Origin of the sequence: Streptomyces laculatispora, assembly GCF_017353455.1 — a bacterium.
Classification (GTDB): Bacteria; Actinomycetota; Actinomycetes; order Streptomycetales; family Streptomycetaceae; genus Streptomyces; species Streptomyces laculatispora.
In genome coordinates this window covers 1-3892 of record NZ_JAFMPZ010000362.1, presented here as the reverse complement: position 1 = coordinate 3892, position 3892 = coordinate 1, and the positions used below count along the sequence as shown (strand labels likewise).

The 3892-nt window shown below is 72.4% G+C and carries 3 protein-coding genes and 1 pseudogene; 2 read left to right on the top strand and 2 right to left on the bottom strand.

The genetic code is table 11. The features are described from left to right. Window positions 1-110: 110 nt before the first annotated feature. On the bottom strand, window positions 111-1139 hold the full coding sequence (locus tag J1C73_RS19125; protein ID WP_207317476.1) for an HAD-IIA family hydrolase: 1029 nt from the start codon (window positions 1137-1139) through the stop codon (window positions 111-113). A 72-nt stretch (window positions 1140-1211) separates the two neighbouring features. Between J1C73_RS19125 and J1C73_RS19120 the strand changes: the two genes are divergently transcribed. Next, complete coding sequence (locus tag J1C73_RS19120) at window positions 1212-2489, top strand: DUF1015 family protein (protein ID WP_207317475.1); 1278 nt, start codon at window positions 1212-1214, stop codon at window positions 2487-2489. 82 nt (window positions 2490-2571) lie between these two features. On the opposite strand, the gene J1C73_RS19115 is transcribed toward J1C73_RS19120, so the two are convergent. Continuing rightward, window positions 2572-3327, bottom strand: coding sequence for a tetratricopeptide repeat protein (locus tag J1C73_RS19115; protein ID WP_207317474.1), 756 nt, complete (start codon window positions 3325-3327; stop codon window positions 2572-2574). A 30-nt stretch (window positions 3328-3357) separates the two neighbouring features. Here J1C73_RS19115 and J1C73_RS35520 point away from each other — a divergent pair. Then, window positions 3358-3892 (top strand): annotated as a pseudogene (locus J1C73_RS35520) (hypothetical protein); the annotation flags it as partial.

Here is a 3892-nt window from a genome sequence, read left to right as displayed (position 1 = left end):
CCCCGACGGGACCCCGGCAGGACCCCGACGGGACCCCGGCAGGATCCCGACGAGATCCCGACGGGCCCCGCGGCGAGATCACCGACCGGGTTCCGGTGCCCTCACCGCCGCTACAGCCCGAGCCTGGCCACGGCCTTCCCCGCGTCCAGCCCGCACGAACCCTCTCCGGCCTGCGACCACGCCGCCCCGCACAGCGCCCGCAGACCGTCGAGCGCGTTCCCGTCCCCCTCCAGCACGAGCTGTCCGCCCCGGACGGACGCCGTCCAGCCACCGCAGCCGAAGTCTTCGCCCGCCTGCGTCACCTCGGGCTGCCCCGTCAGCAGTCCCCGCAGATCGGCGTCCACGTACGTCGGCCGGTGTTCCGGCTTCGCGGCCACCAGTTGCGCCGCGTCCGTCACCCCGGTCAGCACCAGCAGCGAGTCCACGCCACCGTTGAACGCCCCCTCGATGTCCGTGTCGAGCCGGTCCCCGACCACCAACGGCCGCTCCGCGCCGGTCCGCAGCACGGTCTCCCTGTGCATCGGCGGCAGCGGCTTCCCGGCCACCTGCGGCTCCGCACCGGTCGCGATCCGTACGACCTCCACGGCCGCCCCGTTGCCGGGCGCGATCCCCCGGGCGCTCGGAATGGTCAGATCCGTGTTGGACGCGAACCACGGCAGCCCCCGATTGACCGCGTAGGCGGCCTCGGCGAACCGGCCCCACGCCATGTCGGGCCCGCCGTATCCCTGCGCGACCGCCACCGGCTCGTCATCCGCCGACTCCACCGGCCGCAGCCCGCGTTCACGCAGCGCGACCCGCAACCCCTCGCCCCCGACCACCAGCACCCGGGCCCCGGAAGGCAGCTGATCGGCGATCAGCCGGGCCACGGCCTGCGCCGAAGTGATCACGTCGGCGGCCTCGGCCGGCACCCCGAGCTCGGTCAGGTGCTCCGCCACCGCGTCCGGCGTCCGCAGCGCGTTGTTGGTGACGTACGCCAGGTGCATCCCGCCGTCCCGCGCCGTGCCGAGCGCCTCGACCGCATGGTCGATCGCCTGTCCACCCGCGTACACCACCCCGTCGAGATCGAGCAGAGCCGTGTCGTACGCCTCGCTCAACGCGGTGCTGATCCCGCTCGGCCTGGTCCTGCTCGCCTGACTCATATCCTGCGCTCCTCATTGCCTGCTTCTCCCCCCGATCATCGCGCATCGCCGAACCGCACATACGATGCAGAAATGAACTCACGAGGCCCCGCGGACCAGGGACTGCACCTGATTCCGTTCCGTGGACTGCGCTACGTCCCCGAACTGGTCGGCAGCCTCGCCGCAGTGACCTCACCCCCGTACGACGTCGTCGTACGGCCCGACGGACTGCACCACCTGGAATCGGCGGATCCGCACAACATCGTGCGCCTGATCCTCCCGCAGGCCGACACCGCGTCCGCCCGCCACGAACAGGCCGCAGCAACCCTGAACCGCTGGCTCGCCGAGGGGATCCTCGCCCCCGATCCCGAGCCCGCGCTCTACGTGTACGAGCAGCGCAACGGCGAGATCCTCCAGCGCGGCGTCATCGGCGCGCTGGCCCTCTCCGGCCCCGCCGACGGCATCGTGCTCCCGCACGAGGACGTGATGGCCGATGTCGTCGAGGACCGCGCCGACCTGATGCGGACCACCGAGGCCCACCTCGAACCGCTGCTGCTGACCTACCGCAGCGACGGCAACGCCACCGGGGCGACCGCCGTCATCGAGCGGACGATCAACCGCCCGCCGCTGCTCGCGACCACCACCGAGGACGGCTTCAGCCACCGGCTCTGGGCGGTCACCGACGCCGCCGAACGGTCGGTGGTGGAGGCGGATCTGGCCCGTCACCAGGCCCTGATCGCCGACGGGCACCACCGCTGGGCCACCTATCTCAGGCTTCAGCGGGAACACACCGTCCCCGGCCCCTGGGACTTCGGTCTGGTCCTCCTGGTCGACACGGCCCGGTACCCGCTCCGGGTCCGGTCCATCCACCGGCTGTTGCACGGACTGCCCGTCGCCGACGCGCTCGCCGCGCTGACCGGCCACTTCCGCATCCGCGACATCGAGGGGCCGCTCCCCCGGGCCCTGGACGCCCTGGCCGGGGCAGCCGCCGAGGGCAACGCCTTCCTGCTCGCGGGCGACGGCGGTTTCCATCTGGCCGACCGCCCCGACGAGGCCCTGCTGACCCGCACCGTTCCGGCCGGCCGCCCGGCCGCCTGGCGCACCCTCGACGCGACGGTCCTGCACTCGGCGCTGCTCGACCATGTGTGGCAGATCCCGGACGACCCGGCGCACATCGCGTACATCCACGACACCGCGGCCGCCGTCGAACAGGCCGAGCGCCACAACTCCACGGCGGTGCTGATACATCCGGTACCCGAGGAGGTCGTCCGGGACCTGGCCCGGCAGGGCGTCACCATGCCACGCAAGTCGACCTCCTTCGGCCCCAAGCCGGCCACGGGCCTGGTGCTGCGCAGCCTGCCCCTCGGCTGACCCCTTCAGCACGCCCCTGGCGCACGACCCGGACACAGAAGAGGGCGGCACCCCGAGTGGAGTGCCGCCCTCTTCTGCTGCGTTACGCCTTGACCGGACCGTCCTCGTCGTCGTCCGCGTCGTCCTCGTCGAGGTCGTCCGCGTCGGCTACGACCGGCGACTCGACGTCATCGGCCGCGTCGGCGGGGGCGGAAACAGGGGCGCCGTCTTCGTCGTCGTCGCCGAGAACATCGACGAACTCGACACCGTCCAGCTCGGCGAGCCGGTCCGACGCGTCGGTGGAACCGTCCTTGTCGGCCTCCAGGGCCTTCCCGAACCACTCACGCGCCTCGTCCTCGCGCCCTGCGGCCAGCAGCGCGTCCGCGTACGCATAACGCAGCCGCGGCGTCCACGGGTGGACGGCGCTGGAGGCCAGCTCGGAACTCTGCAGTGTCACGATGGCGGCATCGATCTGCCCCATGTCCCGGCGGGCTCCGGCAGCGACCAGACGCATCTCGACCTGTCCGGCCTTGTCCAGCTTCTGCACCTCGGGCTCACCGGCCATGGCCATCGCCCGCTCCGGCCGGCCGAGTCCGCGCTCGCAGTCGGCCATGACCGGCCACAGCTCCACGGAACCGGTCATCCGACGGGACGCCCGGAACTCCGCCAGCGCCTCCGCGTACTTCTGCGTCGCGTAGGCGGCGAAGCCCGCTGCCTCACGCACTGCGGCGACCCGCGAGGCCAGTCGCAGGGCGATGCGCGCGTACGCGTACGCCTGCTCGGGGTCCTCGTCGAGCAGCCGGGCCACCATGACCAGGTTCCTGGCGACATCCTCAGCAAGGGTCTTGGGCAGGCTCATCAGCTCCTGCCGGACATCCTTGTCGATCTCGTGGCCGGTGACCTCGTCGGGGATGGGAAGCCGCTTGATCGGCTCGCGCTCGTCGCGACGCTCGTACCCACCACGGTCACCACGGTCGTCGCGGCCGCGGTAGCCACCCCTGTCGCCGTCATCCCGCCGACCGCGGAAGCCGCCGGAGGCGCCTCCCCGGTTGTCGTCACGCCGCGGCGCACGATCCCGGTCACCACGGCTGTCGTCACGGCGGAACCCGCCACCGGACGAGCCACCACGGCTGTCATCCCGGCGGAACCCGCCGCCGGTGCTGCCGCCGCGGTTGTCGTCGTCGCGACGGGGCCCACGCGGCCGGTCGTCACGCCGCTCGAAGCCACCACCGGAACGCCCACCACGGTCATCATCACGACGCGGAGCCCGGTCATCACGACGGAAGTTGCCACCACCACTGCTGGGCCGACTGTCGTCACGGCGGAACCCGCCACCGGACGAGCCACCGCGGTCGTCACGGCGGAAGCCACCACCGGACGAACCAGAAGCACCCCGGTCGTCACGGCGGAAGCCACCACCGCTG